Here is a 26,055-nt window from a genome sequence, read left to right as displayed (position 1 = left end):
TGGACGTCGACCATGACCTCGCCGGTGGTGCCGGAGTTGTTGAGGGCGCTCAGGGTGGCCTGGGAGGACCACATGTCGCCCTCGTGGGCGGAGGCGGGGGCAGCGGCGAGGGTGAGGGCGCCGAGGGCCAGGGTGGGGACTGCCAGGAACATGGACTTGCGCATCTGAATCTCTCCTGTGTCGTACCGGGGGTCGTGCCGTGTGCCCACATTTCGGTGTGTGCACGAGGAGTTCGCCGCCGGAGCGCCCCCGGATGGGTGCGGACGCGAAAAACTTCTCCGGCGTCCTGGACGGGCCTCCCGTCCGGCACGGGGCGGATCGGCAGCGTTCCCGACCCGTCCGGAGCGCTCCCGGTGACGAACACAGGACATGGAGAGACAGCGTGTGTCGGCGGCCCCGCACCCCGCCGATGTGGCAGGGTGCGGGGCAGGACTGTCCTCGCCGGGAAGGCGGGCGAGGCGTTGCCCCCCTAGTGAACAGCGAGATCACGTGAGTGCAGGACCGACCGGCCGCAGTTCCGGCCCGGGGGCCCACCCCCGTCCCTCCTCCGGCACCGACGACCAGGCCGAGCTGCTGCGGCGCAGCGCCGGCGGGGACGAAGCCGCCTTCGCCCAGCTGTACGACGCCACGTGCACGAAGCTGTTCGGCCTCGTGGTGCGGCTGACGCGGTCCCCGGAACTGGCCGCCGAGGTGGTGCAGGAGGTCTACCTCATGGCCTGGCAGCAGGCGGACCGCTTCGATCCGCAGCGCGGCACGGTGCTGGCCTGGCTGTGCACCATGGCCCACCGGCGTGCCGTGGACCGGATCCGGCAGAGCCAGCGGGAACGGGTGCGGGACGAGCAGTACGAGCTGCGCCAGGCCGGGGCGCCCGCGGACGCCACCTGGGGGGAGGTCGAGCAGTCGCTGGAGACCGAGGAGGTCCGCACGGGGCTGGGGGCCCTGAGCGAGATCCAGCGCGAGGCCGTCTGTCTGGTGTACTACCGGGGTTACACCCACCGACAGGTCGCCGAGCACCTGGCCGTCCCACTGGGCACGGCGAAGGCACGGATCAGGGACGGACTCAACAACCTACGCTCAGCACTGGGGGTGCAGCGGTGAACGACATGCAGGGGGGCGACCGGTCCGTCGACGTCCACGGGGACGCGGCGCTCTACGCGGTGGACGCCCTCGAGCCGGAGGAGCGCGCCGTGTTCGAGGAGCACCTGCGCGGCTGCGCGGCGTGCCGCGCGGAGGTGGACTCGTACGGGGAGGTCGGCGCGGCGCTGGCCTCGGCGGTGGCCCAGGACCCGCCGCCGGCGCTGCGCGGGAACGTCCTCGCGGCCGTCCACGGAACCCGGACCGGGGCGCCCACCGGCACGTCCGCCGGCAGCTCCTCCGCGGCGGGCCCGGGGACCGGGGCGAGCTCCGGGGCCGAGGTCGTCTTCCTGGCGCAGCGGCGGCGCCCGCGGCGGCAGTGGCTGGCCGCCGCGGCGGCGGCCGCGGTGCTGCTGCCCGGCGCCGCGCTGGGCGGCTGGGCGATCGGCACGCAGACCGAGCAGCGCGAGCAGCAGCAGCTCGCCGCCCAGGAGCAGGACCGGCAGACCCGCCTGCTGGCCGCCGCCGACGTCGCGACCCACCAGCTGGCGGTGGACGGGCGCACCGCCACCCTGGTGGTCTCCGAGCAGGAGGACGTGGCCATGCTCGTCGCCGCCGACCTCCCGGCCCCGGGGGAGGGGCAGGAGTACCAGCTGTGGCTGATGCAGGACGGATCCCCGGTGCCGGACGTGCACTTCGGCGGAGGACAGGTCCAGGTCTGGTTGGACGGGGACGTCGACCGGGCCGGGGCGGTGGCCATGACGGTCGAGCCCGCCGGCGGGTCCGAGACGCCCACCCTGCCGGTGCTGGCCGCCGTGGAGGTCTGAGCGCGGCCCCTCAGCTGCCGCACGCTCCGGAGCGCCCTCCTCCACGCCGTGGCCGGCGGATACGCCTCCGTGGCGCTCCGGGTCGTGCCGCCCGCCGTGCCGGCCACGGCCGTCACGTGCGTCGTCGGGGCCTCCCGGCCCCGGACAACGGCCACGGCCGGGAGATCACTGCCAGAATGAGCCCATGACCGAGACGGCTCCTTCCACGGACGCGGTGCACGCAGGGGTGTGGGCCACGCTGGGTGACGCCCGCACCACGCTCGCGCTCGAACGCGCGGGCTTCGACTGGGTGGGCGTCGACGCCCAGCACGGCCACTTCGACGACGCCGGCCTCCGTGGTCTCTTCGCCCTGCGGCGCGGGGCGGAGGTCCCCGTGCTGGTCCGGGTCGCCGCGAACGACCCCACGGCGATCGGCCGGGCGCTCGACGCCGGGGCGGACGGCGTGATCGTGCCCCTGGTTCAGGACGCGGAGCAGGCCGAGGCCGCGGTGGCAGCGGCGCACTACCCGCCGCGGGGCGCCCGCAGCTGGGGCCCGCTGCCCGGCAGCAGGGACCACGCCGGGAGCGCGGCGTCGATGCCGCGCCCGCTGTGCGCGGTGATGGTCGAGACGGCCCGGGCCGTGGCCGGGGTCGCGGAGCTCGCCGCCACGCCGGACCTGGACATGGTCTTCGTGGGGCCCTTCGACCTCGCGCTCGCGCTGGACCGGGACGTCGACGACATGCTCGCGGACACCGCCGAGGACGCGCCCCTGCCGGTGATCGTGCGCGCGTGCCGGGCGGCCGGCGTCCTGCTGGGCGCCTACGCCGGTTCGCCGGAGCGGGCGGCCGCCCTGCGGGCGCAGGGCTTCTCCTGGATCGCGGTGACGACCGACTCGGGCGTCCTGCAGCTGGGCGGCGAAGCGGCGCGCGCCGCGCTGGGACCCCCGGCATGACCGCCCGCTCGGCCGGACGGCGGCCCCACCCCCTGCGGTGGGCACTGTCCCGCGAGCTGGTCCGGAGCTGGCTGCGCTCGTTCCGGACCAGCCGCAGCGCCCTGTACTTCCGGGCGCGCAACCGCTTCGCGGCGACGCCCGTGCGGGGCGACGCACCCGTCGTCGTGAGCCTCACGTCCTACGGGAACCGGATCCGCACGGTCCACCTGGCCGTCGAGTCGATCGCGCACGGGACCGTGCGCCCGCGGCGGCTGATCCTGTGGCTCGAGGACGCCGGCGTGGTGGCCGACCCGCCCGCACCGCTGGCCCGGCTGGTGCGCCGCGGCCTCGAGATCCGCTCCACCGAGGCCTGGGGACCCCACCAGAAGTACTACCCCTACGTCCGCTCCCAGGCCCGGCACGAGCTGCCGCTGGTGATCGCGGACGACGACGTCCTCTACGGCGGGACATGGCTGGAGGAGCTGCTCGCCGTCCACGCGCGGCACCCCGGCGACGTGGTGGCGCACCGGGTGCACCGGATCCGCGTCCGGGCGGGGCGGATCCTGCCCTACGCCACGTGGGTGCCCGGCGCCCCCGCGGAGGCCTCCCCGTGCACCTTCGCCACCGGCACCTCCGGCGTGCTCTACCCGCCGCACCTGCTCGACGCCCTGCGCGAGGCCGGCACGGGGTTCACGGCGTGCGCGCCGATGGCCGACGACGTGTGGCTGCACGCCGTCGCCCTGCGCCACGGGACCGGGACCCGGCCGGTCGGCGACGGCTGCACCACGTACCGGCCCGTTCCCCGGCTGGCGTTCCAGGGCCTCAAGACGACCAATGTGCTCCGCGGAGGCAACGACATGCAGATCGCGGCCACGTATTCGCGCTCGGACGTGGAAGAGTTGGAGCGTGCACGGGAGGCCGAGGGCCCCTGAGCACGTGGACGGGCGGTTCCCCCGCCTCCCGCCCGCCGGCCGTTCCCCCACGGCCGCCGATTGCGCTCCCATCCCCCCAGGAGTATCCATGCCGAACGATTCCCACCGACCGGACCCGCTGGGTTGCGCCTCCGCGGCGTCCTCCGCCCGGCCGGCACAGCACAGCATCGTCTTCGACTCGCCGGCCGAGCTGGCGGCGTACACGCGCCACGACCACCTGGCCGCCACCGGCCCCCTTCTGCTCGCCCGCCGCGGCGGCTACCACCCCGACGGCTCGTGGCCCTGCTCCGCCCTCGAGTCGGCCCAGAACGTCCTCGCCACCCGGGCGCGCACCATGGTCGAGATCACCCTGCGCAGCACCGTGGACGGCCAGTGCGTCGTCCTGCACGAGGCCGTCATGGGCTACGGGTGCACCGGCGTGGGCCCGGTGAGCGAGCAGTCCGCCGACTACGTGCTGAGCCAGCACCTGGTGGACAACTACGGCGAGGTCACCCGCTACCCGGTGCGGGAGGCCGGCGAGTTCCTCACCTGGGCCGTGCTGGCCGGAGCGGTCCTGTGGCTCGACGTCAAGAACGTGGCCCCCGAGACCGTCGTCGGGCTCGTCCGGGACCACCGCGCCGAGAGCCAGGTGGTGGTCGGGGTGAACGGGCTGACGGAACTGGCCGTCTACCGCCGGATCGCTCCCGACCTCGTCTGCTTCGTGCCGACCCATCCGGACGGGCTCGCCACGGTCGACGACGTCCGGCGCGAGGTGCCCGACATCGGGCGGGTCATCGGCTTCGCCGGCCACTACGTCCCGGACATGGAGGAGAGCCTGCGGATGCGCGGCTGGAAGGTGCCCATGCGCCTGGACCTGCACCGCTACGACGAGAACCTGCCCGCCGACGACCTGGACGCCCAGTACTACCGGCGCGCGGTCGAGACGGGCTTCGGCATCCTCTCGACCAGCCACTACCGCGAGGCGTCCGACCTCCTCGGGCTCCCGGGGTGGGCCCCGAGGTCCGAGAGCCGGCACGGCCGGGGCCTGAGCCGGCACTGACGCCCGGGGTCCGGTCCAGGACGGGGGCCCACCGCCGGAACCGGCCGTGCCCGGACAGCGGAGCGCCGGGCACCCCCGGTCACGGGGATGCCCGGCGCTCCGGGGCCGGTCTCAGTCGTCGCCGGGGGCGTCGGCGGGCGCGTCGCCCTCGGCCTGCGAGGGCTTGTTGTCCTCCGGGTCGACGGCGGGCACCACGTCCTGGTCCTCGGGGACGTCCCCTTCGGCCTGGGACGGCTTGTTCTCGGCGGGGTCGGGGGTCTCTGTCATGACGCTCCTTCTTCCTCAGCAGGGTGATGGTCCGGTGCCACGCTACGCCCGCGTCCGGAACCGGGACAAGGGGAGCGGGGCGTCCTACGCCGCCCGGCCGGCGACCACCGCGTCGTAGAGCGACGCCGGGATCAGCCCGACCCGGTGGGCCCGCTCCACCGCGGCGAACCCGTCGGCGGTCTGCTCGTAGGGGAAGTGGAGGAGGTCGGCCGCGAGCTCCCAGTGGTCGATCATCCCGCCGGCGTAGAGCTGGCAGATCTGCCAGGGGGTGTCCGCCGAGAAGCTGGGGTCGTCGGGCAGCACGTACTCGTCGGCCGGGACCCGCCAGGCCTCGAGGTCGTCCAGGGCCGCGGCGAGCTCCTCCAGGGTGTCGTAGTGCCCCGCGCGGTCGGGGTCCACGGTGCCGTTCGGATTGGCGAGCTCGACGTCGTAGCCGCCCTCCGCCGCGGCGAAGACGGACGTGGGCCCGGGCTCGCCGCCGACGCCGGCGTCCAGCGGCAGCTGGGACGGCAGCCACTCCCAGCCGTCGCCCAGCTGGTCCATCTCGAGGTCGCGGTAGGCCACCCAGCCGCGGGCGACGAGCAGCTCGTGGGCGTCGTCGTCCCACGTGCCCTGCGGGGCGCCCTCGACGTCGACGGTGCGGGCGCCGGCGGCGGCGTGGAACTCCCGCCGCTGCTGCTTCTTCTTGGCGGCGGCCTTCTTGCGCGCCTTGCTCTTGGGCACGGATCCTCCTCACAGGTGGGGACGGACGCTGAGCGGTCCCCCGGGCCTCCCATGATCGCCCATCGGTGCGGTCGGGCGCTCCGCCGGGTCCGCCCGCGCCGTGCGGAGGGCCGGGCGCGGTGGGTCACGACTTCCGTGACGCGGTGGTCCGCCCGTCCGGCGGCGTGGTGCGCAGCCGGCGTCGACCGGCCCGGCGGACGGACCCGGTGAGGCGGTCCAGCCGCTCCGAGCCCAGCGTCCAGGTCTGCCAGTGGAGGACGACGTCGTGGTGGGCGTGCTCCTCCAGCAGCACCAGAGACCCGCCGGCGAGCTCCGTCTCCAGCTGCAGCTCCGGGATCATGCCCCAGCCCAGGCCGGCCCGCACGGCCGCGAGGAATCCTTCGGAGGACGGGACGGTGTGGGTGGGCGGGGGCCGCTCGACGCCGCGGGCAGAGAGGAGCTGGTGCTGCAGGTCGTCCTTGGCGTTGAACCGGAGCACGGGCATGCCCGGCCAGTCGACGCCGGTGCCGGTGGTGAACCGCCCGCGCAGCGCGGGGGTGGCCACGGGGAGGTAGCGCATGGAGCCCAGCCGCTCGACCCGGCACCCGTTGACCGGCGCGGGATCGGCGGTGACGGCGCCGAGGACGTCTCCTCGGCGCAGGAGCCGGCTGCTGTGGCCCTGGTCCTCGACGTGCAGGTCCAGGGTGGTGTCCGCCCAGCGGGCGGCCTCGGCCAGGACGGGGACGAACCAGGTGGCCAGGGAGTCGGCGTTGACGGCCACCGGGGTCACCGTCCGGGAGGAGACGCCGTTGCCCAGGGCGTGCCGGGTCTCCGCCTCGAGGACCTGCACCTGCCGGGCCATGCGCAGCAGCACCGATCCGGCCTCCGTGGGAGTGCACGGCACACCGCGGCGCACCACCACCTGGCCCACGGACGTCTCCAGGGCCTTGATCCGCTGACTGACCGCCGAGGGGCTGATCCTCAGCACGTCCGCGGCGGCCTCGAACGTGCCCTCGTCGACGATCGCGGCCAGGGCGCGGAGGTGCTCGAAGTGCATGAAGCAATTCTAATGGATCCCTCGGTTCCTGCGATTGTCTGCATGATGTGGCCTGACTACGGTCGAGGCCATGTGGAGCATCTGGGGTACGGGCCTGATGACCGGCCTGGCACTGATCATCGCCATCGGCGCGCAGAACGCCTTTGTGCTGCGGCAGGGCATCCGCCGGGAGCACGTGGGCGTGGTGGTGGCGCTGTGCATGGCCAGCGACGCGGTCCTCATCCTCGGCGGCACCGCCGGGATCGGGGCGCTGGTGTCCCGGTTCCCCCTGGCTCTGGACGTGCTGCGGTGGGGCGGGGCCGCCTACCTGGCGTGGTGGGCGGTGCGGTCCTTCGTCTCGGCGCTGAGGCCGTCGTCCCTGACCGCGGAGGCCCCGCGGTCGCGGGGGTCGGTGGTCGCCACCACGCTGGCACTGACCTTCCTGAACCCCCACGTCTACCTCGACACCGTGGTGCTGCTGGGCAGCCTCGCCAACCAGCACGGCCCCGATGCCCGGTGGGTCTTCGCGGCCGGGGCCGTGGTGGGCAGCGTCGTGTGGTTCTCCGCGCTGGGCTACGGCGCCCGGGCCCTGTCCGGGGTGCTCGACAGCCCGCGCACCTGGCGGGTGGTGGACCTGGTCATCGGCGTGATGATGCTCGCCCTGGCCCTCAACCTGATCCTGGGCTGATCCCACCGCCGGCACGGTGACCAGCCGGGTCCCGGAGGATCCGGGCCCGGGCCGGGTGCGGGCCGCCGTTCCGTCCGGCGCCGGCCGCCGCTAGTCTGGCCAGGACCGCCCGACCCCGCGCCCGACCGCGAAGGATGCCTCATGACGTCTCCCCGGACCGCCCCCCCGACGAACGGCCCCGTGCGCTACGCGGTGGTCGGGCTCGGCCAGATCTCCCAGCAGGCGTTCCTGCCGGCCATCTCCCGGACCGGCAACTCCGTGCTGGCCGCCCTGGTCACCGGTACCCCGGCCAAGGCCGAGGAGCTCGCGGCCGAGTACGGCGTGCCCGCGTACTCCTACGGGGACTACCCGGCGCTGCTGGCCTCCGGGGACGTGGACGCCGTCTACGTCGCCACGCCCGTGTTCCGGCACCGGGAGTTCGCCGAACCGGCCCTCGAGGCCGGCATCCACGTGCTCGTGGAGAAGCCGATGGAGACGTCCGTCGAGGACTGCCGGGCGATGATCGACGCCGCCGCCCGCGGCGGGGCCCGGCTCATGGTCGCGTACCGGCTGCACCACGAGCCGGGCACCCTCGAGCTGATCACCCGGGTGCGGGACGAGGGACTGGTGGGCGACCCCCGGCTGTTCACCGCCGTGTTCGCCCAGGACATCGACGAGGCCAACCACCGCGGGCACTCCGGGTTCTGGGGCGGGCCCATCCCGGACATGGGCAGCTACCCGCTCAACGAGGTGCGTCACCTGTTCGCGGCCGAGCCGCTCGAGGTCCACGCGATGGGCGTGCGGACACCGGGCCGCGGCTTCGACTTCGACGACACCGTGGCGGTGACGCTGCGCTTCCCCGGTGAGCGCCTGGCGCAGTTCACCGTCAGCTACGCCGCCGAGGCCACCGAGCAGTTCACGGTGGTGGGCACCGGGGGCGCGCTCGCGGCGCAGCCCTGCTTCGGCTTCGGACCCGAGGTGGGCATCAGCTACACCGTGACCCGGGACGGCCGGACCGAGACCCGCACCCACGACCCGGTGGAGCAGTTCGCGGGCCAGACCGACTACTTCTCGGAGTGCATCCTGACCGGTGCCGAGCCCGAGGCCGGCGGTGAGGAGGGGCTGCTGGACATCCGGGTGCACGAGGCGGTGCTCGCGTCCCTCGAGAGCGGCCGGCCCGTGCGCCTGGAGCCGGTGGAGCGGGGAGTGCGTCCCACCCGGGACCAGGCCCGCGCCCTGCCGCCCGTGGCGGAGCCCGGTGACGACGAGCTCGTGGCCCAGACGCCGCAGAACGGCTGAGCGGTCCGCGGCGCACGCACCGGACAGCGCGGAGGCGGTCCGCGAGGGCCGGGCGGCGGACGTCCGGGTCTGTCTCGGGGGCCCGCCCCGACCGTAGACTCCGAGGATCACCCGACGGCCAGGGAGGCTCGCCCACCATGAAGCACTACCTGCTCAGCATCGAACAGCCCGACGGCGGGCCGGCGGCCCCCGATGTCCTGGAGCCCGTGATGCGCGACGTCGCGGCCTTCCACGAGGAGCTCCGGGCGGCCGGGGCGTGGGTGTTCGCCGGGGGCCTGGACCGCGCGGAGGCCTCCGTCGTCGTGCGCTTCCACGGCGACGACGTGGTCACGACCGACGGCCCGTACGAGCGCGAGGACGAGCACGCGGGAGGGGTCTGCATCGTCGCCGCCGCGGACTACGACGCCGCCATCGAGTGGGGCCGGAAGCTGGCCCGGGCGACCACCCTCCCGGTGGAGGTCCGGGAGTTCCAGGGCGCCCCGGAGGAGCACCTCCCGGCGTGAGGGGGGCGGCGGACCGACCGGGTCACCGGCCGATCCGCCGGGCCTGCTCCTCCCACGCGGCGTGGGCGTCCCGGGTCCGGGTGGGCCGGTGCATCTCCCGCAGGGCCCTGAGCGCGGCGTTGCGCTCCCGCGCCAGGGAGTCGGCGGCGGCCCGCGCGGCGGCGTCCGCCCGGGTCTGCGCCCGGGCGGCGGAGATGCTGTCCATGATCGCCTCCACGGCCTCGCACCCGCCGGCCAGGTAGGCGGCCCGGACGTCGGGGTCGGCGTGGCAGAGCCACCGGTCGTCGGTCTGTCCGCGGTGGGTGTCGAACTCCTCGTCGGTCAGGTCGGAGAGCAGGGCGGCCACCCGGTCCAGCCGGGCCTCGACCTCCTGGTGGAGGGGTGTCCGTCCGGCCGCGTCCCGGACGGACCAGAGCGACCGGCCGTGCAGCCGGAGCCGGGCCACGTCCCAGTCGGCCCGCGGGAATTCGGCCAGCCGGGCGGCGACGAACGCCGCGTCCGCGCTCCGCTGCTGGGGCGGCAGGATCCCGAGCTGCCGGTGCAGCCAGGCCGCGCGCATGTCCTCCACGCCGGCTCGCCGGGCCTCTTCCACGGGCCGACCCGCCTGCCCGGTCCGGCCGGCCGCGCCCCGGCGGACGGTGTGACCGCCCGTGGCCAGGAGCAGGCAGACCAGGAGCAGGGCGGCGAGGACCAGCCCCACGACGGCGAGGACCCGCAGCTGGGTCAGGACGGACGACACGACGGTGATCCCGGTGACCAGCAGCGCGACGCCGGAGCCGGCGCTGCCCTCGGTGCTCTTCATGGCGGATCCTCCCGAATCCTGCAACCACTGGAGCCCGCAGTCTAGCCGCTCCGGCCGGACGCCGGCTGGACGTGACCGCCCGGTTCCCGCGGGCCCGGGACGGGCCTGTCCCCGGGCCTCGGTAGGGTGGACGCCATGAACTCCAAGGTGCTGTCCGCCTCCGCCGCCGTCCTGCTGCTCGCCTCCGGGTGCGCGGGCGGGAGCTCCGAGGGCGACGCCCTGCTGCGCGAGCACGGGCTGGAGGGCGTGGGCACCGAGGAGGTCGTGGAGCGGCTCGACCGCACCCACGAGGACCGTGCGGCGGGACTGACGAGCTCCGTGACCTACGACGAGGTGGTCCTGACGGACGGCGGGACCGAGACCGTCCTGCCCATGCCGGAGGACCGCTTCTACCTCGCGGTCGCCCCGTGGACCGGCACCACCCACGAGTGCTTCCACCACAGCCCCTCCGGCTGCCAGGGCGAGCTCGCGGGGGAGGAGTTCGACGTGCGGGTCAGCGACGACGCGGGGGCGGAGATCCTCAGCGGGACCATGACCAGCTACGAGAACGGGTTCGTAGGCCTGTGGCTGCCCAAGGACATCACCGGCACTCTCGAGATCAGCTCCGACGCCGGCACGGCGACCCAGCAGTTCAGCACCTTCGCGGACGACCCGACCTGCCTCACCACGATGCGCCTGGTCTGATCCCCGCCCCGGGCCGTCCGCGGCCGGTCAGGAGGCGATGACCTTCGGCACGCCGAGCGCCTTGAGGCCCTCCATGCCGAACTCCACGCCGAACCCGGAGCTCTTGATCCCGCCGAACGGCATGCGGGGGTCGACGGCGCCGTGCTTGTTGATCCACACGGTGCCGGCCTGGAGCCGGGCGGCGACCTCGCGCGCCTGCTCGGCGTCCGAGCCCCACACCGAGGCCCCGAGCCCGACGTCGAGCCGGTTGGCCATCCGCACGGCCTCCTCGACCGAGGAGTACTTCACGATCGGCAGGGCCGGGCCGAACTGCTCCTCGACCACGAGCGGGTTGTCGTCGTCGAGGTCGGCCACGAGCGTCGCCGGGTAGAAGTACCCCGGCTGCTCCTCGGCCGGGTCACCGCCGAGCAGCACCCGGCCACCGCCGGCCCGGGCCTTCTCCACGAGGTCCGCGACGATCTCGAACTGGGCCCTGTTCTGGAGGGGTCCGAGGACGTTCTTCTCGTCCCGCCCCTCACCCATCGGCATGGCCGCGGCCACCTCGGTCAGGGCCTCGCACACGGCGTCGTAGACGTCCTCGTGGACGTAGAGCCGCTTGAGCGCCGCGCAGGTCTGGCCGGTGTTGATGAACGCGCCCCAGAACAGGCCCTCGGCGATGGCCCGGGGGTCCGCGTCCGGCAGCACGATGCCGGCGTCGTTGCCGCCGAGCTCCAGGGTCAGGCGGGTCAGGGAGTCCGCGGCCGAGCGCATGATGGCCTTGCCGGTGGCGGTCGAACCGGTGAACATCAGCTTGTCCACGCCCGGGTGCTTCGAGAGCGCCTCGCCGACCTCCCGGCCGCCCGCCACCACGGTGAGCACGCCCTCGGGCAGCACCTGGCCGAGCACGTGCCCGAGCCCCAGGACGGACAGCGGCGTGTACTCGGAGGGCTTGGCGACCACGGTGTTGCCCATCCGCAGGGCCGGGGCGATCTGCCAGACCGAGATCATCATCGGCCAGTTCCAGGGGCTGATGGTCCCGACGACGCCGATGGGGTCGTAGGAGAGGACCGCGGAGCCGGACTCGTCGTCGAAGAGCGTCTCGGGCTCCATGGCCAGCGACGCCGTGGCGCGCAGCCAGGCGACCGCGCCGCCGACCTCGAACAGGGCGTTCGGCCCGGCGTGCACCGGCTTGCCCTGCTCGCGCGAGAGCAGCTCGGCGAGCGCGGCGGCGCTGGCCTCCACGGCGTCGGCGGCCCGCAGCAGCAGGGCCGAGCGCTCCGCGTGCGGGACGGCGGCCCACTCGGGCTGCTTCTCGCGGGCGCGCGCCAGGGCCCGGTCCAGCTCCTCCACCGTGGACTCGTGCACGCGGCCGACCAGCTCCCCGGTGGCCGGGTCGAGGATCTCCCGGCCGTCCGGGTCGGTGATGGCGGCGAGCAGCTCGTCGTAGCCGAGGGCGGGGACGGTCGCGGAATCGGTGGTGGTCACGGTGGCTCCTTCGCGAGGACGGATCGGTGCTGCTCCCATGGTGACCCGGCGCACACCCGGTCGGCTTGTCCGTGGGCGCACGGCCCTTGACCCACAGCGCGAACCTGCGCGCGGTGGGTCGAGAACTGTGCGCGCGAGGACAAGTGCCGGCGCTGTGCCGGGGATCTCACTGGGGTCATGAGCAACGAGACCGCCAAGACCTACGTCGTCGTGGGCGCCGGCACCGACGGCCTGCGGGTCGTCGACGCCTCGGTCATGCCGCGGGTGCCCAGCGGCAACACCAACGCGCCCACCGCGATGATCGCCGAGCGCGCCGCGTCCCTCATCACCGGCGGCGGCACGGCGCTCGCAGCCGCCGCGGCCGACGCCGCGGGGTGACGACGCCGGGCCGGGGCGCCGCGCCGGCGCCCCGGCCCGTGCGGGCCTGCCTAGACTGACCGCGACGGGCCCCCGGACACCGAGGGCGGCCCCGCCGACGGGGCCGTGCCGCCCCGGGGACATGGGCCGACGGGCCCGGAGGGGACGATCGATGAGCCTGCGGATGGACCTGACCGCCCGCGCCGTGGCGGTGCGCGCCCGCCTGAGCCCGCTCCAGGAGGTGGACCGGCTGCGGGGCCGGGCCTATCCGGAGCCCGCCGCGGTGCCGAAGGACCTGCGGCGCTCGCACGAGGTCGTGCGCGAGGAGGTCGCCGGGCGCCCCGTGCTCCGCCTGACCCCGCGTGCCGGTGCGGACGGGTCCCACCTGATCTACCTGCACGGCGGGGCGTTCGTGAACCCCCTGCTGCCGGCGCACTGGTGGATCATCCGCGAGGTCGTGAAGGACACGGGCACCACGGTCACGGTGCCCCTCTACCGGCTGGCCCCGGAGGGCGACGCCGACGAGGGCTACGAGTTCCTCGCCGCGGCCTGGGCCGACCTCGTGACCCGCCCCTCCGCGGACCGCATCGTCGTGGCGGGGGACTCCGCCGGCGGGTGCCTGGCGATCGGGCTGGCCATGCTCCTGCGCGACACCGGGCAGCGGGTCCCCGACCACGTCGTCGGCTTCTCCCCGGCCCTGGACGTCACCGCGACCCACCCGGCCGTGCGCGAGATCGACCCGCACGACCCGATGCTGAGCACGGACGTGGTCGTCCCGCTGTGCCAGGCCTGGGCCGGTCAGCGCTCCCTGACGGACCCCCTGGTCAGCCCGCTCTACGGGAGCGCGGACGGCCTGCCGCCGGTGCACCTGGTGCAGGGCGGGCGGGACATCCTCGCCGCGGACGCCCTCGGCTTCGCCCGGGCGCTGCAGCGCGCCGGCAACCCCGGAAGGCTGATCTACGAGCCCGGCGGCTTCCACGTCTACGTGGGCGCGTGGTGGACCCCGGAGGCCCGGCGGGCGATCCGGCATGTGCGCTCGCTGCTCTGAGCCCCGGCCGCGGCGAGGAGCTGCTGCGGACCCCGGCCCGGGACGCGCTGGGCCGGCGGTCCGGCGCCACCGCGGGTCCCGGCACGGCCCCGGACGACCGGCTCCGGCGCGGATGACATGCTGGGCACGCACGTCCCCGACGACGACGGAGGCCGCCCGATGAACGACGCCCCGCCCACCTGGTACACCGCCGCGCAGATCGCCGACCGGATCCCGCCGGAGCGCGCCCGCCGCCTGGTCGAGCAGGTCCTCCTGGCGGGCTTCGACCCCGCCGGGGACCCGGAGCGCGTCAGCACCCCGGCCGGTGCCGGGCACCTGCTCCTCATGCCCTCGACCGTCGGCGGCTGGACCGGGGTGAAGATCGCCTCCGTGGCGCCCGGCAATCCCGCGCGGGGCCTGCCCCGGATCCAGGCGGTCTACGTCCTCATGGACGCGCGGACCCTGACCCCGCGTGCCCTGCTGGAGGGCGCCGCCCTGACGACGCTGCGCACCCCCGCCGTCTCCGCGGTGGCCGCCGACGCCCTGGCCCCCGCGGGCGCCGCGCACCTGGTCGTCTTCGGCACCGGGCCGCAGGCCGTCGGCCACGTGCACGCCTTCGCGGCCGTCCGCGAGCTGACCCGGGTCATGGTCGTCGGCCGCAGCCCGCAGAAGGTCGAGGCCGTCCTGGCCGAGCTCGCCGACCTCGGCCCCGAGCTGACGGCCGGCAGCGCCGAGGACGTGGCCCACGCCGACATCGTGGTGTGCGCGACCTCCGCGGCCGCACCGCTCTTCGACGGGTCCCTGGTCCGGGACGGGGCGTGCGTCGTGGCCATGGGCTCGCACGAGACCGACCGCCGCGAGCTGGACCCCGGGCTGATGGGCCGTTCCCTCGTGGTGGTCGAGGACGTCGGCACCGCGCTGCGGGAGGCCGGCGACGTCGTGCTGGCCGTCGAGGAGGGGGCGCTGGCCGTCGAGGACCTCGTCCCGCTGCGGGACGTGGTCACCGGGGCCGTCGCCCGCCGCGACGACGCGCCGAACGTCTTCAAGGGCGTCGGGATGTCCTGGCAGGACCTGGCCGTGGCGGCCGGGCTCGTGGAGCCTCAGGCCTGAGCTCCCGCCCGCTGTCGCCCGGAATAGTCCGGCACCCGTTCCCGTTTCTCAGATAGTGATACATCAACGAACGGGGAGTGCTGTGCTGAAGGTCGTGGTGATCGGGGCCGGGCAGGCGGGCCTGTCCGCCGCCCACCACCTGCTGCGCCGGGGACTGGAGCCGGAGGAGGACGTCGTGGTCCTCGACGCCAACCCCGGGCCCGGGGGAGCGTGGCGCCACCGCTGGCCCTCGCTGACCTTCGGCGGGGCCCACGGGATCCACGACCTGCCCGGGATGGCCCTCGGGGTGCCCGACCCGGCCGAGCCCGCCTCGTCCGTGGTGGCCCGCTACTACGGTGAGTACGAGCGCCGCTTCGGGCTGCCCGTGCACCGGCCCGTGGCCGTGCGCCGGGTGGAGTCCGCCTCCGACGACGGGCCGCTCGAGGTGGTCACGGACTCCGGGACCTGGCGGACGGAGCTGGTGGTCAACGGCACCGGCACGTGGGACCGCCCGTACTGGCCGTACTACCCCGGCCGGGAGAGCTTCCGGGGGCGGCAGCTGCACACCCACGACTTCCGCTCCGCCGAGGAGTTCCGCGGCCGGCACGTCGTCGTCGTGGGCGGGGGCACCTCCGCGGTGCAGTTCCTGCTGCAGCTCGACGCGGCGGGCGCCACGACCACGTGGACCACCCGCCGGCCGCCGCAGTTCACGCAGCGGCCGTTCGACGCCCGGTGGGGCCGGGACGTCGAGCGCCGGGTCGACGAGCGGACCCGGGCCGGACTGCCCACGGCCAGCGTGGTCTCGGCGACCGGGCTGCCCCTCACGCCCGAGTACCGGGCCGGGATCGAGGCCGGGATCCTCGCCTCGGCCGGGCCGCTGGAGGCGCTCACGCCCGACGGCGTCCGGCTCGCGGACGGGCGGGAGATCCGCGCCGACGCCGTCCTGTGGGCCACCGGCTTCCGGCCCGCCCTGGACCACCTCGCCCCGCTGGGGCTGCGCGAGCCCGGCGGCGGCATCCGGATGGACGGGGTGCGGGTGCTCGCGGACCCGCGGGTGCTGCTCGTCGGCTACGGCGCCTCCGCCTCGACCCTCGGGGCCACCCGCGCGGGACGGGCCGCCGCCCTCGAGGCGCTGCGGCTGCTGGGCGCCGGGGAGCTCCCCCACCGGGTCGGCGCGGCGGCGTCGTAGGCTGGGCACGTCCAGCCCTCCCGACGAAGGAGCACCCCGTGAGCGAGCAGCCGACTTCCAGCCCCGACCCGATCGAGGACGCCGCCAGCATCGACGACGCCGACATGACCACCGAGATGACCCCGGTCCCGCACGAGCACGGGGACGCCAAGAACGAGGACTCCGACCAGCAGGACTGACTCCGTCCCGCCGGGGCGGGCCTCCGGGCGGAGGCCCGCCCCGGCTCAGGCGGCCGTTCCGAAGACGCCCGCGCGCAGGTCCGACAGGAGCGGCGCGTGCTCGGCCAGCTCCTGGAGATAGCCCAGGGAGGCCAGGTCGCTCAGGGCGGCGTCGAGCTCGTCCCGGGTGAGCTGGGCGTCCTGGGCGAGGGCGTCGAGCCGGGGGGCCTCCTCGGCGGTGACGTGCTCGCTCAGGGCGTCGAGGACGACCACGGCGTCGACGCTCACGTGCTCGTCGTGGATGGCTTCGGCGAGCAGCCGCTCGGCGGCGTAGAGCTCGGCTGCGAACATGTGGGGGATCGGGGTCTGCATCGGGGACATCACGGGCAGAACCTTAACCCGGAGCCGTGGGAGTCCGCTGAGACCGTCCGGCGGGTCGGGCCCACGGTGCGCCCGGCCCGTCGGCGTGCCCGGGGCGGTTCCCGTCCCGGGGGCGGCTCAGCCGGCGTCCCGGCGGTGGAGGACGAGGGCGGCCGTGGCGAGCGCGCCGCCGGCCAGCAGCGACTTGGCCCGGGGGTGGGTCTGCAGCCACGTGTAGGCGCTGACGCCGCGCGCCCGGGAGCTGAAGTCGCCCTCCGCGCGGTTGTCGTCCTCCCGCGGGGCGTACAGGGTGCCGGGGGCACCGCCCGGGGCGGGGTTCGAGGTGCTCTCCAGCGGCACGGCCCGGGACAGCAGGGCGTCCATCAGCCGCGGTGCGAGGGCCTGGGTGGCGGACATCACGCGGCCCGCCCCGCCGGCGTAGAGGTCCCGCACCGGGTGCTCGGCGGCGTAGAGCGCGCAGTCGGCCACCACGGAGGGCTGGTAGACCGGCGGCGGACCGGTGGGCTCCACGTCCAGGGTGTGGGCCGCGCTGGTGAAGAACGGGGTGTTGATGGTCGCCGGCTTGATGCTGGTGACCGAGATCGGCGCGCCCTCGGCCAGGAGGTCCCGCCGGAGCGCGTCGGTCATGCCCTCCACGGCGTGCTTGGAGGCGCTGTAGGCGCTGTGCCGCGGCAGGGCGACCCTGCTCTCCACGGAGGAGACGGCGATCAGGGCGCCGCCGCCGGCCTCGCGCAGGCGCGGCAGCGCGGCCAGGGCGCCGTGCACCTGGCCGAGGTAGTTGATCTCCATGAGGCGGCGGAACTCCTCCGGCAGGGTCTGCTCGAAGGGGGCGTGCACGAGCACGGCCGCGACGTTGACCCAGGTGTCGATCCGCCCGTAGGTGCTCACCGCGGTCTCGGCGACGGCCTGGACCTGGTCCGGGTCGACGACGTCGCACACCACGTAGGTGCCCCGGCCGCCGCGGTCGGTGATCTCCTGGACCAGGGACCGCAGGCCGGGCTCGCTGCGGGCGGCCACGACGAGCGTCGCCCCCTGCTCGGCCAGGCGCAGCGCGGAGGCGCGGCCGATGCCGCTGGAGGCGCCCAGGACGACGACGACCTGGTCCGCGATGGGCTTGAGCTTCATGATCGGTGCTCCTGTCGGTGGGGTGTGGCTCCACCGTAAGGAGTCGTCGCGCGCAACAGCAAGTGTGCTGATGAAATGTGCGCGGAGGGGATCTACCGGTCCGCGGTGCGCCGGGCGCTGCGCCGGACGTGCACCGCGCGGCCGGCGGCCGGCAGGGCGATCAGGACGACGGCGAGCGCGACCGCCCACGGCTCCCGCAGCCAGGCCCAGACCACGGCCATGCCGACCGTCCCGTAGATCGTGCCCCAGATGAGGGTGCCCACGAGCATCGCCGGGATCCAGCGGCGCAGGGGCATGCCGGTGACGGCGGTGGTGAGGATGACGGCGGTCTGCAGGCCCACGGTGAGGAAGCAGGCGGGGACGGCCAGCACGCCCCAGCGGTGCACGAGCCGCTGGGCCCGCCGGTAGAGGGCGGTGTCCAGGAGCCGGCGGACGCGGTCCGAGCGGCGGCTGCCGCCGGTGGCCGCGGCGCGGCCCAGGGCGAAGACGGCCGTGGTGCGCACGATGCCCACGGCCCAGAAGAAGAGGATCGCGGCACCGAGGGGGAGGGACTCCAGCCAGGCCTGCACCCGTCCAGTGTAGGGAGGGACGCCGACACCGCCTGACGACAGGGTGTCAGCGCGGACCGCCCCGCCCTGGGATACTCTCGCCGTAGATCCGACCCCCTCCCGGGTGGTCACCAGCACAGGAGGACGCCCGAGCATGAGCGTGGGAATCGACGAGCAGGGCACCGTGACCGTCGGCGGCCGCCCCGTGGACTACGCGACCGCCTACGGCTGGGCCGTCGACTCGCCCGAGACGATCACCGAGCTGGTCCAGGACACGAAGGCCTTCGTCACCGTGATCGCCGCGGCGGAGCACGCGAGCCCGGAGGAGCAGGCCGCCGCGGTGCGACAGGCGTTCGCCGCCGGGGTGCCCCGGGAGCCGGACAGCTCCTGGTCCGGGACGGGGGAGCCTAGCCGTCCCCCCTCCGGATCTCCTGCTGTCCCGGGCGACCCTGCGGCACCGTCCGCTCCGGATCGCTGCTGAACCGCTCGACCCTGGGGCGCAGGGCGTCCGCCATGGCTGCCACGTCGCCGAACTGGAAGCCGAGCTGACTCGGGTAGGACGCGCAGGCGGTGAGCTTGGCCCCCGTCTCCGCTGCGGTCGCCGGGCGCGCGTGGGCGCCCCCGGCCCCGGCGGGCAGGCGCAGTGCGTAGGGGAGATCGTCCCAGTGCACCACGGGCAGGCCGTGCCGGCGCGAGAGCAGCTCCAGGGCGTCCCGGACGTGCCGGTGGTCCACGTGCTCCCCGAGCGCCGCAGGACCGAGCACGATGTCCGGCGACGGTGCCCCGGGACGTGCCAGCTCCTGCTCCAGGGCAGCGGCCACGGCCTCCGGGGCGTCCTCGTCACCGGCGACGACGGGACCGAACAGTGCCGCGGCGCTGGAGTACCCGCGGTGCGGTGCCTCCTCGAGGCCGAGGTGCACCGCCCGGGCCCCGAGGGCCGCCATGGCGGCCTCGTCCTCGGCCCGGCGCAGGGCCATGTAGTCGACGTCGGGGGAGAAGCCCTTGTCGGTCTGACAGGCGAGGGCGAACCCCTCCGGGCCGGGCACACCGGCGGTGAAGACGGTGACCACGCGCACCTCCGCGCCCCGGGCCGCCAGTCCGGCCAGGAGGGCCCCGGCCGAGAAGGCGGCGTCGTCCAGGTGCGGGGAGACGGCGAGGACCACGGGTCGCTCGGCGTCGGGTGCCGCGATGGGAGCCCTCACAGCAGGTGCGGGGCGGTCAGGTAGGGGCAGTCCGGTCTGTCGGCCGGCTCCATCCCGCGGCCGCCCGAGGTCGGGCGCTCCGCGGTGGGCAGCCGGGTCCAGGACGTGTCCCCGGGAACTCCCAGGACCCGGTCGTACACGTCCTCGATGCGCGCCGTCAGCGCGGGCCAGGACCACTTCTCCCGCACCTCGGCGAGGGCCTGCGCGGCCAGTGCACGGGCCAGGGGCGGCTCGTCCAGCAGTCGGCGCAGCGTCGCCACCAGCTCGCCGACGTCCCCCACCTCGTGCAGCAGGCCGTTGCGGCCGTCCTGCACGCAGTCGACCACGCCCACCGTGCGTGTGGTGACCACGGGCAGCCCGGACGCCATCGCCTCGAGGATGGTGTTGGAGAACCCCTCGGACTGGGTCGGCGAGACGAACACGTCCCCCCGGCGGTAGATCTCCGGGGCCCCGGTGTAGGGGGTGTAGCCCGTCTGCTCCACCGCGTCCTGCAGCCCCAGCTGCTCGACCAGCTGCGACACGGCGTCCACGTCGGGGCCGATGCCCGAGACGAGCAGTCGCACCGCGCGTCCCTCCCCGCGGAGCGCGGCCAGGGCGTGCAGCAGGTCCAGCACGCCCTTGCGCCGGTCCACCCGGCCGTGGAACAGCAGGGTGGTGATCCCGTCGCCGTCCCGGTCGAGCTCGCCCGCGTGCCGGTCGTCCGGCCCCGGGGTGAACGCACGGGTGTCGGTGGCCCCGCCGATGAGCGTGCACCGGTCGGGCAGCGTCCCATGGTGCTCGGTGACCTCCTGCGCGAAGGTCTCGGACCCGATCAGCACGGCGTCGGCCCGGTCCAGCACGGTGCGGATGCCCACGGAGTGCTCCGCGCAGCACAGCCCCACCCAGTGCCCGTCCCCGCCCTGCACGCTGATCACGCTGGGCAGGCCGAGCAGGGTGGCGGCCTGCAGGGCCGCCATGCCGGTGGGCCAGGCGTACTGGGCATGGACGACGTCGAAGGGCTTCTCCGCGTGCAGCCGCAGCACGGCGTCGCGCATGGCGGCGATGTCCTGCTCGAAGTCGGCCGGCAGGCCGTCGGCCACCCGCTGCTCGCCCAGCGACTCGAGTCCCACGACCTGCACGCCCTCCGGCACGCGCTCCGCCGGGGGCGGCCCGCCGCCGTAGACTGCGCTGCCGGCGGCGTCACCGCGGTACTGCGAGACCAGGGCCACCTCGTGGCCGTGGTCGCGCAGCTGGCCGATGAGGTTCTCGGCGTACACGCTCATCCCGGACACCGCCGGCCAGTAGCGCCGGCTCAGGAAGCAGATCCTCACGCGGACCACCCCTTCGCCCGGGCGACGGCCGCCGCGTGCAGTGCCGGCTCGCGGTAGAGCGGGTACAGGTCCTCGCCCACCACCCGGTCGATGGCGGCCCGGTCCAGCCAGGCCGGTCCGCCGAGCCGCTCCTGGGCGTCGGCGGTGAGGTGCACGGGCACGGCGGTGGCCGGCACGCCCTGCTCCCCCGGCGCGCCGAGGCCTACGATGCCGTGCAGGCCGGTCCGGCCGTCGCCGCGGGCGAGCAGGTCCGCGACGCCGCGCTCGCCCACGCGCCCGTAGCTCATGATCTCGACCTCGAGCCCCGGGACGATGACGCGCACGGCGGCCACCTCCGCGCCGGGCTCGGAGCAGTCGAGCACGAGGGCCTCGAGGCCCTCGTCCGCCAGGGCGTCCACGAGGTGGGCGCGCAGCGCCGCCTGCTCGTCGGTCTCCTCCGGTGCCCGCCACGTGGGCAGATCGGTGAACGGGACGCTGGAGCGGCGGGCCAGGACGGTGGGCTCCAGCAGCCCGCGCAGCTCGTCGCTGCCCATCTCGAGCCAGCGCAGCATGCCCCGCAGCGCCCGGGGCTCCTCGCCGGCCGGGTCGGCCGCGTAGCGCTCCAGATACCCCTCCGGGGCGATGGCGCGCACCGCGTCGAGGGATCCGTGGGTGAAGGCCTTGCGCGAGCGGGCGGCCACGAACTCGAGGAGTGCCTTGCGCAGCGCGACCTCCCGGTCCGGGTGCGCGGCCTCGCCGGCGGCGGTGACCATCACGGGCTGCAGCGGGTTGTGGTCGGCGCCGACCACGAACAGGCCGACGACCCCGAGGCCGACGTCGGCGAGCTTCACCATGACGTCCACCCCCTCCGCCCGCAGCGCCGCGAGGGTCCGACGGGTGACGGGATCGACGACGTCGCGGTCCTCCGGGCCGAGGTCCACGACCACCCCGGTGTCCATGGCACGGAACCGGGTGCCGTTGCCGTTGCGCTGCAGCAGCTCGCCCAGGCCGTGGGCGATCGCCCGGTCCAGGGTGTCCCCGGCGCCCATGCCGTTGCCCATCCGGGTGACCAGCCGCTCCTCGGGCGGGTCGTCGACCATGCCCGGGGGCACGAGGTGCCGGTCCCGGAGCACCATGTCCGCGGGCACCCACACCGTCCCGCCCGTGGACAGCCGCTGCACGGGCATCCAGTTCAGCGGGGTCTCGGGGGAGTAGCGGCTGCCGGCGTCCAGGCACAGGGCGGGCGGGTCGACGACCGCGTCCGGGCCCTCGGCGGCCAGCAGGTCCGCGTAGGAGTCGCGCCGGAAGGGCAGCCCGACGACGTGGCGGGAGTGCAGCCCGATCTCGGCCGCCTCCCCCCAGCTGGAACGGAGGGCGTCGGCGTCCGTGCCGCCGTAGCCGTGGCCGGCCGAGACGCCGGCGCCGTGGGAGGCGACCGTCCACCACGAGGGCACGCCGACCGTGTCCAGGCGGTAGGTCGGGAACTCCACGGCGTCGTCCTGACCGGCGGCGCTGCGGTAGTTCCCCGTCACGGGGTGGTCGTCACCGGTGCTGAGCTCGTGGTCGACGACAAGGGGGTGCTGGGTCCTCATGCAATCACCGCCGTGGCGGGACGCAGCTCGTCCATGGGCACGGGGCTCGCCGAGGGCGGCCGCGAGAGCATGTGGTCGATCAGGGCCACCACGTGGGCGGTGGTCACCCCGGAGGCGAACTCGAAGGGGCTGAAGACAGTGTCGAAGGACAGCGCCCCCACGATCTCGCGCATGTGGCTCAGCTCCCGCCGGGACAGCGGGATCTGGGCGTGGAACGCCTTGTGGGCGCTCAGCGCCCGCGCGCTGCCGTCGGGGTTCAGGTCGATCTTCAGGGAGTCCCCGCAGAAGAGCAGGCCGCGTCCGGCGTCGTGCAGCACGCTGTGGCCGGGGAAGTGCCCGCCGGTGCGGTGCAGGGTGATGTCCTTGGCCAGCAGCAGCGTCTCGTCGGCCGGGTAGGTCACGCGGAACGCCTTGGTCCAGGGCAGGTCGTCCACCCCGACCGCCAGCACGGGCGGGTCGAGCTCGTCCTGCAGCTGCCACAGCGCGCCGAAGCCGTGCACGTGGCTCGAGGCGAGGGCGGCGAGGCCGCCGCGGCGGCGCAGCTCGGCCAGGGCCTCCTGGCTGTACCAGCCGGTGGCCTCGAAGCCCAGCAGCCCGGAGTCCGTCTCCAGGACCCAGCCGTGGCTGCCCAGGCCGATGTCCGGGTCGCTGTAGAACTCGGTGACGCCCGGCACGGCCTCCCGCCAGGACGTGGTCACCAGCCGGTCCACCTCGGCGGCGGTGCGGAACGTGAAGCCGTCGCGGGGGAGCTCGTTGCGCACATCGGCGCAGACGGGGCACAGGGGCGGCGGGGCGGTGGCGAACCAGCGCTGCCAGTGGCCGCAGTTGTCGCAGGAGTAGGCCACGTGGGCGGGGTTCGCGCGGGTCGGCAGCACGGCCGGCTCGGCGTCGCGCTGCTCCCTCGCCTCGTGGGCGGTGTTCGGATCGGTCATCGGAGGAGCTCCTCGAAGTCGTCGGACGTGGTCACCGGTACGGCGTCGTGCATGAGACCCAGCAGACGCAGGTCCCGGTCCAGCGGGTACGGCCACGCGGTGCGGCCGGCGAGGGCCGCCTCCACGGCCTGCACCTGGACGGTGAAGGGAGAGAGGCCGGTGTCGAAGGGCACCGGGACGGAGCAGCCGTCGGCGGCGTCGATCAGCTCGAGCCGTCCGCCGGCGTCCTGGCCCATCGTGTTCGTGGCCACGAGCTGACCGCGGGTGCCCACGATCTCCAGCCGTCGCCGGGGCAGCGTGTCAGCAGTGTTGTAGGAGTTGTGGACGCTCACGAGCACACCGGAGGCGGTCGTGCCGACCAGGACGGAGCCGTCGTCCACGGGGTAGTCCTGGACCCGCCGCTGCTGGTGCGTGGTGGCCCGGACGATGTCCTCCCCGAGCAGGGCACCGACGAGGTCGATGCCGTGCGGGGCCAGGTCCACGTAGGCGCCGCCGCCGGCCCGCGCCGGGTCGGCCCGCCAGTTGTCGTGCCCGGGATGGTTCTCGGGCACCCAGTCCGGCGGCAGCCAGCAGCCGTAGACGATGCGCACGGCCGTCACCGTGCCCAGCGACCCCGAGGCCACGAGCCGCGCGGCGGCCCGGTGGGCGGGGTGGAACCGCTGGTCGTAGGCCGTGGCGGCGAAGATCCCGGCCGCGGAGCACGCGGCGACGAGCCGCTGCGCGTCGGAGAGCGAGGCCGCCAGGGGCTTCTCGCACAGCACCGCCAGCCCGGCGGCCGCGGCGTCCTCCACCACGGGGCGGTGGGCGTGGTTGGGGGTCGCCACGTAGACGACCTGCGCCCCCGGCACCTCGGCGGCCCCGGCCACGTCCCGGCAGGCCCGGGCCCCGGGGAACCGGGCGGCCAGCCGCTCGGCGGCCGCGAGGTCACGGTCCACGACGGCGACCACCCGGCTGCCGGGCGAGGCCGCGACGGCGGGGGCCATGTGGTCGCTGGCCACCCAGCCGGCCCCGGCGATGACCCAGCCCACGGGCTGCGGTGCGCTCATCGGATTCCCAGTCCCGCGTCGGCGAGCACGCCGAGCTGGTAGGTCTGGACGGTGCCGGGGTGCACGATGTCGAGGTCCTCCAGCGCCTGGGACGCCGTGAACGCCGCGGCCCGCGCGTGGTGGTGCACCTGCAGGACGCGGTCGAGGACGTCCGCGGCGTTGAACACCCGCCCCACCGGGGTCTCCGCGGTCTCGCGCTGCGGCAGCAGGGTGCGCAGCCGCCCGGCGAGCTCCGCGGGGAGCTGCTCCAGCGAGCGCTGCTCCAGGGCGTCCAGGATGCGCAGGTAGTGCTCGCCGAGCAGCACCTCGCCGGCGTATCCCGCGTCGGGAAGGTCCCCGTTGGGCAGGTGGTGGGCCATGGCCACCACGAAGGCGTCCCCCCGGGCCACGCCGTGGCGCGGGGCGATCAGGGCGGAGTAGACCGCCGTGACGAAGCAGTGGTCCCCGTGGCTCTCGGGAGGCTCCACGATGATCCGGGGGGTGCTCGGATGGGTGGCCCCGGCCCGCGGCTGGTCGACGAGTGCCAGCACGAACGGCGGCACCCGGTCCCGGTCGTCCTCGGCGTCGTCCACGAGCTGCGGCAGGACGGCGCGCAGGTCCTCGGTGTCGCCGAGCTCCGGGCCGCCGACCTCGAGGGCGGCGTCGAACGCCCGCTCCAGCACCTCCAGGGCCTCGGCCCGATCGAGGCCGGCCCGGCGCAGCACGGAGCCGTCCACGCCGGCGAGCCGGGTGGCCACCAGGGCCCGGGCCGTCTCCTCGAGGGCGATCCGCTCGAAGTCCGCGCCCTGCACCAGGCGGTGCCAGCCGCGCACGAAGGCCCGGTCCGCGAGGGAGCCGGGGCCGCGGGCGTCCCGCAGCCGCTTGAGGTCACCGAGCTGGCGCAGCAGCGTGGTCCCCACGCCCACGCCGCTCAACGGCGGGCTCCCGCGCGGTCGAGACCGCCGAGGGAGGGAAGGTGGTCCACGAGGAACCGGCGGCTGTCCGGGACGGAGCGCTCGTGCACGTGGTCGTGGTCGTAGAGCTCCACGCTGATCCAGCCGGTGAACTCCTCCTCGTGCAGGATCCGCCCCACCGCGTCGAAGTCGATGTCCCCCTCACCGGGGACGAGGTGGGCGTGGACGCGCCCCGCGATGTCCTCGACCTGCAGGTGACGGGTGACGGGCAGATGACGCCGCAGGGACTCCAGGGCGTCCTCCTCGACCACCACGGTGTGCCCCAGGTCCTGGCTCAGGCGCAGCGCCTCGGATCCGGTGCGCTCGATGAGTTCCACGACCTGCCCGTTCGTCTCGAGGAGGAAGCCCGGCTCCGGCTCGACCCCCAGCACCGTGGAACCCGGGGCCGCTCCGGCCGCCCGCAGCTCGCGCTCCAGCACGCCCAGCAGCTCCGCCACGGACGCGTCCAGCACGCGCAGCGCCTGCTCCCGGTCCGCGCCGTCGGGCAGCCTGCCGGTGGAGAAGACCACGATCGGCACACCGATGCGCACACCGATGCGCACGGCGCGGCGCAGCAAATCCAGCCGCCGCTCCCGGGCCGACGGGTCGGGGTCCACGAGGGCAGGCTCGAACGGGCGCTCGCTCAGCAGCAGCGGGTCCCCGGTGGCGAGGCTGCACGCGACCACCCCGGCCTCCTCCAGCACGGCCCGCAGCTCGTCGGCGTCGGCGTCGGTAAAGCTCCACGGATCCACGTGCTGACGGTTGAGGGACAGCTCGATGCCGTCGTAGCCGGAGTCGGCGAGGAGCCGGACGGCGTCCGGCAGGGCCAACGAGCGCAGCCCGTTGGCGTTGTAGGCGAGACCTGGACGGTCGGCGGTCGGAAGGGGCACGGCAGCTCCTGTTCGAGTGGTGGCGGACGGCCGCGCCGTTGGGTCCTCCGGCGAGCAGGATGGAGCATCCCCTCAGGGCGACCGGTGGGGCG

At 75.0% G+C, this 26,055-nt stretch carries 29 protein-coding genes and 1 pseudogene; 15 read left to right on the top strand and 15 right to left on the bottom strand.

Translation table 11 applies throughout. The features are described from left to right. The first annotated feature begins 489 nt into the window (after positions 1–489). From sigK to RE027_RS10945, 5 genes are all read left to right on the top strand, one after another. Complete coding sequence (gene sigK / locus RE027_RS10965; protein ID WP_368808298.1) at positions 490–1,098, top strand: ECF RNA polymerase sigma factor SigK; 609 nt, start codon at positions 490–492, stop codon at positions 1,096–1,098. Positions 1,099–1,103: 5 nt separating this feature from the next. Then, positions 1,104–1,901, top strand: a complete 798-nt coding sequence (locus RE027_RS10960) for an anti-sigma factor (protein ID WP_368808301.1) — start codon at positions 1,104–1,106, stop codon at positions 1,899–1,901. Positions 1,902–2,085: 184 nt separating this feature from the next. Next, positions 2,086–2,832 carry an HpcH/HpaI aldolase family protein gene (locus tag RE027_RS10955; RefSeq protein ID WP_368808297.1) on the top strand — a complete coding sequence of 249 codons (747 nt, stop codon included), beginning with the start codon at positions 2,086–2,088 and terminating at the stop codon, positions 2,830–2,832. Then, positions 2,829–3,743: a hypothetical protein gene (locus RE027_RS10950; protein ID WP_368808296.1), complete on the top strand. Its 915-nt coding sequence runs from the start codon at positions 2,829–2,831 to the stop codon at positions 3,741–3,743. Before RE027_RS10955 ends, RE027_RS10950 begins: the two co-directional genes overlap by 4 nt. Positions 3,744–3,831: 88 nt before the next feature. Next, positions 3,832–4,782 carry a PI-PLC domain-containing protein gene (locus RE027_RS10945; protein WP_368808295.1) on the top strand — a complete coding sequence of 317 codons (951 nt, stop codon included), beginning with the start codon at positions 3,832–3,834 and terminating at the stop codon, positions 4,780–4,782. A 111-nt stretch (positions 4,783–4,893) separates the two neighbouring features. On the opposite strand, the gene RE027_RS10940 is transcribed toward RE027_RS10945, so the two are convergent. From RE027_RS10940 to RE027_RS10930, 3 genes are all read right to left on the bottom strand, one after another. Then, a complete protein-coding gene (locus RE027_RS10940; RefSeq protein WP_368808294.1) occupies positions 4,894–5,049 on the bottom strand; it encodes a hypothetical protein in 156 nt (51 codons plus the stop codon). Positions 5,050–5,133: 84 nt separating this feature from the next. Beyond that, positions 5,134–5,772: a hypothetical protein gene (locus tag RE027_RS10935; protein WP_368808293.1), complete on the bottom strand. Its 639-nt coding sequence runs from the start codon at positions 5,770–5,772 to the stop codon at positions 5,134–5,136. Between the two features lie 124 nt (positions 5,773–5,896). Then, complete coding sequence (locus RE027_RS10930; RefSeq protein WP_368808292.1) at positions 5,897–6,808, bottom strand: LysR family transcriptional regulator ArgP; 912 nt, start codon at positions 6,806–6,808, stop codon at positions 5,897–5,899. A 70-nt stretch (positions 6,809–6,878) separates the two neighbouring features. Between RE027_RS10930 and RE027_RS10925 the strand changes: the two genes are divergently transcribed. The 3 genes from RE027_RS10925 to RE027_RS10915 all read left to right on the top strand — a co-directional run bounded on the left by RE027_RS10925 (position 6,879) and on the right by RE027_RS10915 (position 9,256). Beyond that, complete coding sequence (locus RE027_RS10925; RefSeq protein WP_368808291.1) at positions 6,879–7,475, top strand: LysE/ArgO family amino acid transporter; 597 nt, start codon at positions 6,879–6,881, stop codon at positions 7,473–7,475. Positions 7,476–7,616: 141 nt separating this feature from the next. Beyond that, the gene (locus RE027_RS10920; RefSeq protein WP_368808290.1) at positions 7,617–8,753 is read left to right on the top strand and encodes a Gfo/Idh/MocA family protein; all 1,137 of its coding nucleotides are present in this window, start codon (positions 7,617–7,619) and stop codon (positions 8,751–8,753) included. 137 nt (positions 8,754–8,890) lie between these two features. Further along, positions 8,891–9,256 (top strand): YciI family protein, encoded by a 366-nt coding sequence (locus RE027_RS10915; protein ID WP_368808289.1) that lies wholly within the window; start codon positions 8,891–8,893, stop codon positions 9,254–9,256. A 22-nt stretch (positions 9,257–9,278) separates the two neighbouring features. Here the strand turns inward: RE027_RS10915 and RE027_RS10910 are convergent, their stop codons facing one another. Then, positions 9,279–10,058 (bottom strand): hypothetical protein, encoded by a 780-nt coding sequence (locus tag RE027_RS10910; RefSeq protein WP_368808288.1) that lies wholly within the window; start codon positions 10,056–10,058, stop codon positions 9,279–9,281. A gap of 135 nt (positions 10,059–10,193) precedes the next feature. On the opposite strand from RE027_RS10910, the gene RE027_RS10905 reads away from it, so the two are divergent. Then, complete coding sequence (locus RE027_RS10905; RefSeq protein ID WP_368808287.1) at positions 10,194–10,742, top strand: CueP family metal-binding protein; 549 nt, start codon at positions 10,194–10,196, stop codon at positions 10,740–10,742. A 27-nt stretch (positions 10,743–10,769) separates the two neighbouring features. On the opposite strand, the gene RE027_RS10900 is transcribed toward RE027_RS10905, so the two are convergent. Beyond that, complete coding sequence (locus RE027_RS10900) at positions 10,770–12,206, bottom strand: aldehyde dehydrogenase family protein (RefSeq protein ID WP_368808286.1); 1,437 nt, start codon at positions 12,204–12,206, stop codon at positions 10,770–10,772. A gap of 219 nt (positions 12,207–12,425) precedes the next feature. Between RE027_RS10900 and RE027_RS10895 the strand changes: the two are divergent. From RE027_RS10895 to RE027_RS10875, 5 genes and pseudogenes are all read left to right on the top strand, one after another. After that, a pseudogene (locus tag RE027_RS10895) lies at positions 12,426–12,584 on the top strand (GMC oxidoreductase); the annotation flags it as partial. A 163-nt stretch (positions 12,585–12,747) separates the two neighbouring features. Continuing rightward, positions 12,748–13,611 (top strand): alpha/beta hydrolase, encoded by an 864-nt coding sequence (locus tag RE027_RS10890; RefSeq protein ID WP_368808285.1) that lies wholly within the window; start codon positions 12,748–12,750, stop codon positions 13,609–13,611. A gap of 117 nt (positions 13,612–13,728) precedes the next feature. After that, the gene (locus tag RE027_RS10885) at positions 13,729–14,700 is read left to right on the top strand and encodes an ornithine cyclodeaminase family protein (RefSeq protein WP_368808284.1); all 972 of its coding nucleotides are present in this window, start codon (positions 13,729–13,731) and stop codon (positions 14,698–14,700) included. Between the two features lie 82 nt (positions 14,701–14,782). Beyond that, positions 14,783–15,868 (top strand): FAD-dependent oxidoreductase, encoded by a 1,086-nt coding sequence (locus RE027_RS10880; protein ID WP_368808283.1) that lies wholly within the window; start codon positions 14,783–14,785, stop codon positions 15,866–15,868. Positions 15,869–15,906: 38 nt separating this feature from the next. Then, positions 15,907–16,047, top strand: a complete 141-nt coding sequence (locus tag RE027_RS10875; protein ID WP_368808282.1) for a hypothetical protein — start codon at positions 15,907–15,909, stop codon at positions 16,045–16,047. Between the two features lie 45 nt (positions 16,048–16,092). On the opposite strand, the gene RE027_RS10870 is transcribed toward RE027_RS10875, so the two are convergent. From RE027_RS10870 to RE027_RS10860, 3 genes are all read right to left on the bottom strand, one after another. Then, a complete protein-coding gene (locus RE027_RS10870) occupies positions 16,093–16,407 on the bottom strand; it encodes a hypothetical protein (protein WP_368808281.1) in 315 nt (104 codons plus the stop codon). Positions 16,408–16,524: 117 nt separating this feature from the next. Continuing rightward, the gene (locus tag RE027_RS10865; protein ID WP_368808280.1) at positions 16,525–17,532 is read right to left on the bottom strand and encodes an SDR family oxidoreductase; all 1,008 of its coding nucleotides are present in this window, start codon (positions 17,530–17,532) and stop codon (positions 16,525–16,527) included. 92 nt (positions 17,533–17,624) lie between these two features. Beyond that, positions 17,625–18,101, bottom strand: coding sequence for a DedA family protein (locus RE027_RS10860; protein WP_368808279.1), 477 nt, complete (start codon positions 18,099–18,101; stop codon positions 17,625–17,627). A gap of 133 nt (positions 18,102–18,234) precedes the next feature. On the opposite strand from RE027_RS10860, the gene RE027_RS10855 reads away from it, so the two are divergent. Continuing rightward, positions 18,235–18,561, top strand: a complete 327-nt coding sequence (locus tag RE027_RS10855) for a hypothetical protein (protein ID WP_368808278.1) — start codon at positions 18,235–18,237, stop codon at positions 18,559–18,561. On the opposite strand, the gene RE027_RS10850 is transcribed toward RE027_RS10855, so the two are convergent. The 7 genes from RE027_RS10850 to RE027_RS10820 are packed head-to-tail and all read right to left on the bottom strand — an operon-like array spanning position 18,488 to position 25,963. Then, a complete protein-coding gene (locus tag RE027_RS10850) occupies positions 18,488–19,282 on the bottom strand; it encodes a PIG-L family deacetylase (RefSeq protein ID WP_368808277.1) in 795 nt (264 codons plus the stop codon). The two genes, RE027_RS10855 and RE027_RS10850, sit on opposite strands and share 74 nt — an antisense overlap. Continuing rightward, positions 19,279–20,592 (bottom strand): glycosyltransferase family 4 protein, encoded by a 1,314-nt coding sequence (locus RE027_RS10845; protein ID WP_368808276.1) that lies wholly within the window; start codon positions 20,590–20,592, stop codon positions 19,279–19,281. The genes RE027_RS10850 and RE027_RS10845 overlap by 4 nt, the downstream gene beginning before the upstream one ends. After that, a complete protein-coding gene (locus RE027_RS10840; RefSeq protein WP_368808275.1) occupies positions 20,589–22,163 on the bottom strand; it encodes a YcaO-like family protein in 1,575 nt (524 codons plus the stop codon). Before RE027_RS10840 ends, RE027_RS10845 begins: the two co-directional genes overlap by 4 nt. Next, entirely contained in the window at positions 22,160–23,095 is a 936-nt protein-coding gene (locus RE027_RS10835; RefSeq protein WP_368808274.1) for an MBL fold metallo-hydrolase, read from the bottom strand. The genes RE027_RS10840 and RE027_RS10835 overlap by 4 nt, the downstream gene beginning before the upstream one ends. Further along, a complete protein-coding gene (locus RE027_RS10830) occupies positions 23,092–24,141 on the bottom strand; it encodes a Gfo/Idh/MocA family protein (protein ID WP_368808272.1) in 1,050 nt (349 codons plus the stop codon). The genes RE027_RS10835 and RE027_RS10830 overlap by 4 nt, the downstream gene beginning before the upstream one ends. Beyond that, complete coding sequence (locus RE027_RS10825) at positions 24,138–25,055, bottom strand: HD domain-containing protein (protein ID WP_497795571.1); 918 nt, start codon at positions 25,053–25,055, stop codon at positions 24,138–24,140. Before RE027_RS10825 ends, RE027_RS10830 begins: the two co-directional genes overlap by 4 nt. Continuing rightward, positions 25,052–25,963, bottom strand: a complete 912-nt coding sequence (locus RE027_RS10820) for a sugar phosphate isomerase/epimerase family protein (protein ID WP_368808271.1) — start codon at positions 25,961–25,963, stop codon at positions 25,052–25,054. Before RE027_RS10820 ends, RE027_RS10825 begins: the two co-directional genes overlap by 4 nt. Positions 25,964–26,055: the final 92 nt, after the last annotated feature.

Source organism: Kocuria sabuli (genome assembly GCF_040981185.1).
Taxonomy (GTDB): domain Bacteria; phylum Actinomycetota; class Actinomycetes; order Actinomycetales; family Micrococcaceae; genus Kocuria; species Kocuria sabuli.
Note: the sequence above shows the minus strand (reverse complement) of the source record. Positions and strands in the feature narration are given on the sequence as shown.